This window comes from Massilia sp. P2_C2 (assembly GCF_056404615.1).
On the sequence record NZ_JBFUDR010000457.1, the window covers coordinates 1 to 3,555 of the forward strand.

Here is a 3,555-nt window from a genome sequence, read left to right on the forward strand (position 1 = left end):
GCCCTGGATGAGCAAGGGCCTGGTCATGGGCTCCATCATGGTCGGCATCGACCAGATCGTGTTCAAGGGCAAGGCGCCGTGGACCCTGCACCACAATCACGCGGACCACGAATGCCTGCGCCCGGCATCCGATTTCCAGCCCATCGTCTATCCGAAGCCGGACGGCAAGCTGACGTTCGACCGCCTGTCCTCGGTGTTCATCTCGAACACGAACCATGCGGAAGACCAGCCCGTGCATCTGACGTTGAAGAACCCGAACGTGCCGGTCGAGGTGAACCTGGCGAAGTTCGCGGGTCCGGAGCAGCGCTACTGCCCGGCGGGCGTGTACGAATTCGTGAAGACGGATGACGCATCTAACCCTGGCGGCGAGCGCCTCCAGATCAATGCGCAGAATTGCGTGCACTGCAAGACCTGCGACATCAAGGACCCGACGCAGAACATCGTGTGGGTCACGCCGGAAGGCGGCGGCGGGCCGAACTACCCGAACATGTGATGCTCGAACGGCGCTGCGGCGCCGTTTTCGTTTGTCAGTACATCCTTCGGCCATGCTTGCCGAAATTGTGTCCCGTGACGATCAGCGAGCTCTCCACGAGCGTGGACAGGCCCAGCAGCAATTGCACGAGCTTGTCGTCCGGCAGCACCCAGATATTGCCGGCCGGCTGTTCGGCGCCCGTCGCGGCCATGATCAATGGCGCGACCCAGCCTGCATCCGGTTCGACGTCGAGGATGACGGCATCCGCCGCCGTGTGCATGTAGATGTCGCCGCCGGGCGCGAGGCGGAAGCGCACGCCGACGCCCGTCTCCTGCGGCTTGACGAGTTCCTGCATCGTGCGGTTGTGTTCGTCGATCCACAGCTCGACGTCCTGCGGCGTCTCGAGCGGCGTCCACGGGACGGGACGGAAACGGGGACGATCGCTGGCGGTCGCGTCGGAATTCGGGTTGGCGTCGGATGTCATGAGTCTGGTCGATCAGGCTTGAGGAAGTACATGCGGACCGCATGCGGCGCGTATGCTAAGGCATCAGGCCACGAGTGTCACGAGCTTTGCAGCGACGGCATCGCCATCGATGCGCAACTCGGCGGCCGCAATCGGCAGGCTGAAGCGGCGCCGGCCGGCGCTGCCCGGGTTCACGTACAGCACGCCCTCGCGCTCGACGCAGGCCGGGCGGTGCGAGTGGCCGGACACCACGACCCGCACCCCGGCCGCGCGCGGATCGATGGCGAGTTGCTTCAGGTCGTGGATGGCGTACAGCGCCACGGGACCGAAGTCGACGCGGGCCGTTTCCGGAATCGCGCGCGCCCACGGGGCCGTGTCATTGTTGCCGCGCACGACCGTCAGCGGCGCGATGGCCGCCAGGCGCTCGAGGATCTCCGGGCCGCCGATGTCGCCACCATGGACGATGTGGTCGGCACCAGCGAGGAAATCCAGCGCCTCCGGCCGCAGCAGGCCATGCGTGTCGGAAATCAGGCCGATCCGCATGCATCAATGATGGTGACGGCTCAGCTTGGTCGCCGTATAGATCGAATACAGGGCCGCCAGGCCGACGACGACGTACACGACGCGGCTGGCCGGGCTGCCGGCGCCGAACAGCGTGGCGACGACGTCCACGTCGAACAGACCCACCATCGCCCAGTTCAGGCCGCCGATGATCAGCAGGGCCATCGCGAGATAGTCGAGTCCGGTCATTACCGTCGTGCCCTCGCGCACGGAAGCGCGGCGTTCCGGCAGGTGCCGGCGTTCCATCGTGGGTGCGTTCATGGTTGCCATCATGTCCTCCTTCAGGGAAAGATTTGATCCGACCCGGCGCATGCCGTTCAATCAAGATAGCAAAAACGCAGGAGGTCTGCGCCGCTTATCCGTCCAGGAACCGGCGGCGCGACCGGACGCTCAGCCCTTCCAGGTGCGGTTCAGGCCGGTATCCGTGTGGATCCAGCCGCCCCTGGGGCCGGAGCGGTAGTAGAAGCCGACGCCGCCCTTGCGGAAGCTCTTCACGAGCCCGCCCAGCACTTCCTCGGTGAGGCCGGCGATGCGGACGTCGGCCGCCTTGCCGGACATGTGCAGCGACTGGCGCGCGGCCGGCACGCCCTGTTCGATCAGGCGGTTGTTGGAGGCCGGCGTACGGTAGCCGGACAGGATCTCGAGCGGACGGTCGAGGCCGTAGCGCGCGACGAAGGCCTGCGAGGCCCACAAGGTCTCGATCAGTTTCGGGTCGATGGGGATGGCCGCCTTGCCGTTCACGTCGCGCAACAGATGGCACAGTTCCTGGTAGGCGGAGTCGATCACCTCGCCATCCTTCCAGTACATGACACTGGCCTTCTCGCCGCTGGCCGGACGGATCACGGAGAGCGTGCGCGGCTTGACCCAGAAGTCGATGTCGACGACCTGGGCATCGAACAGATCGGGAGGCGGTTCCATCTCGGTGCTCGGGGCGTCGAGCTGGTCGCGGTTGCTCGCTGGTGCCGCGTGCGCGTCGAGCAGCGGGACGGCGACGAGTCCCAGCGCGGTCAGGCGCAAGCCTTGGTGTAGAAAATCTCTGCGGGAAGCCATAACAAACTCATCATTGCAACCCGCGTACTATAGCGCAAGCGCCCCGCCGAAAAAAGATGAGTTCACGTCGCGTAATGTTACACAACGATACAGACATGGCGCAGCTCATTGGCTGCAATTGCAAAATCTCTTACGTGCCGGCACCGTTTCGGCGTCGAGTTGTTTCCACAGGAAGTCGCATTCGAGACCGAAACAGGCCTTGTCCTTGCCGGCGTTGACATACCCGAGGCGTTCGAAAAAGCCGCTGGCGGATCCCGGGCTCTGCATGTGCACCTTGCGGATATTCCACGCCCGCGCCTGCCCTTCCAGCGCGCAGACGAGCGCCCGCCCGACGCCATTACGCAACAGGTCCGGCCGGACATAGCACAAGGCCACCTTGCCGGCCTGGTTCAGCAGCGCGAGCCCGACCACCTCCCGCCTGCCCTTTTCCTCGCGTTCTGCCACGACGACAAAGTTGCTGGGCGACGACAGCCAGCCAAGCACATTCCGGGTCGTCTTGTTGCCAAGCCAGGCCTGCAGGATCTCGGGACGGCCGCCGTAATCCCGCACGCAGCCCTCCTCGATCGAACGGCGCAGCAGCCCGCAGGCCGCCGGCGCATCATTCGGTGTTGCCTGGCGAATGTCGATACCCATGGTTTTCAGCGTCAACCTCGAACAAACGGTGATTCAATAGGCCGGAGGCCGGAGGCCGGCCCAACAGCAGAAGGCCGGACTATAACCTAAAGACGATTTGCCTGCTTTGGACGGACCGGAAACGTATGCATGGGACATAGTGCGTCTAAGCATATGATAAAAATATGCTTTCGTTTTGTTATTTTTTAACCGATCATGATTCACCCAAGAGAGGTTTAATAAGGAAAAACCATATGGCGATCCCATCCGTTTCCTCGCTGCGCCAGGCACTGCTGGCGCTGGCATTTGGCAGTGCCGTGCTACCATTCACCGCACATGCCGCCGACGTCGAACTGCTGAACGTGTCGTACGACGTGGCGCGCGAACTGTACAAGGA

At 63.7% G+C, this 3,555-nt stretch carries 6 protein-coding genes; 1 reads left to right on the top strand and 5 read right to left on the bottom strand.

All coding sequences use genetic code 11. The features are described 5' to 3' along the window. On the top strand, positions 1 to 493 hold a 493-nt coding region (locus AC1DYX_RS29260; RefSeq protein ID WP_477265444.1), incomplete at its 5' end, for a 4Fe-4S dicluster domain-containing protein. 34 nt (positions 494 to 527) lie between these two features. On the opposite strand, the gene AC1DYX_RS29265 is transcribed toward AC1DYX_RS29260, so the two are convergent. The 5 genes from AC1DYX_RS29265 to AC1DYX_RS29285 form a co-directional block, all read right to left on the bottom strand. Then, positions 528 to 956 (bottom strand): hypothetical protein, encoded by a 429-nt coding sequence (locus AC1DYX_RS29265; RefSeq protein WP_029757287.1) that lies wholly within the window; start codon positions 954 to 956, stop codon positions 528 to 530. 63 nt (positions 957 to 1,019) lie between these two features. After that, positions 1,020 to 1,478: a metallophosphoesterase family protein gene (locus AC1DYX_RS29270; protein WP_477265447.1), complete on the bottom strand. Its 459-nt coding sequence runs from the start codon at positions 1,476 to 1,478 to the stop codon at positions 1,020 to 1,022. Positions 1,479 to 1,481: 3 nt separating this feature from the next. Next, on the bottom strand, positions 1,482 to 1,757 hold the full coding sequence (locus tag AC1DYX_RS29275; RefSeq protein ID WP_477265449.1) for a DUF378 domain-containing protein: 276 nt from the start codon (positions 1,755 to 1,757) through the stop codon (positions 1,482 to 1,484). A gap of 129 nt (positions 1,758 to 1,886) precedes the next feature. Continuing rightward, positions 1,887 to 2,546, bottom strand: coding sequence for a YcbK family protein (locus AC1DYX_RS29280; RefSeq protein ID WP_477265451.1), 660 nt, complete (start codon positions 2,544 to 2,546; stop codon positions 1,887 to 1,889). A 105-nt stretch (positions 2,547 to 2,651) separates the two neighbouring features. Beyond that, a complete protein-coding gene (locus AC1DYX_RS29285; protein WP_477265453.1) occupies positions 2,652 to 3,179 on the bottom strand; it encodes a GNAT family N-acetyltransferase in 528 nt (175 codons plus the stop codon). Between the last annotated feature and the right edge of the window lie 376 nt (positions 3,180 to 3,555).

Excerpts from the sequence above, each read along its gene's own strand:
- AC1DYX_RS29280 (WP_477265451.1), bottom strand. The coding sequence starts at position 2,546 with ATGGCTTCCCGCAGAGATTTTCTACACCAAGGCTTGCGCCTGACCGCG.
- AC1DYX_RS29265 (WP_029757287.1), bottom strand. The coding sequence starts at position 956 with ATGACATCCGACGCCAACCCGAATTCCGACGCGACCGCCAGCGATCGT.
- AC1DYX_RS29285 (WP_477265453.1), bottom strand. The coding sequence starts at position 3,179 with ATGGGTATCGACATTCGCCAGGCAACACCGAATGATGCGCCGGCGGCC.
- AC1DYX_RS29270 (WP_477265447.1), bottom strand. The coding sequence starts at position 1,478 with ATGCGGATCGGCCTGATTTCCGACACGCATGGCCTGCTGCGGCCGGAG.
- AC1DYX_RS29275 (WP_477265449.1), bottom strand. The coding sequence starts at position 1,757 with ATGAACGCACCCACGATGGAACGCCGGCACCTGCCGGAACGCCGCGCT.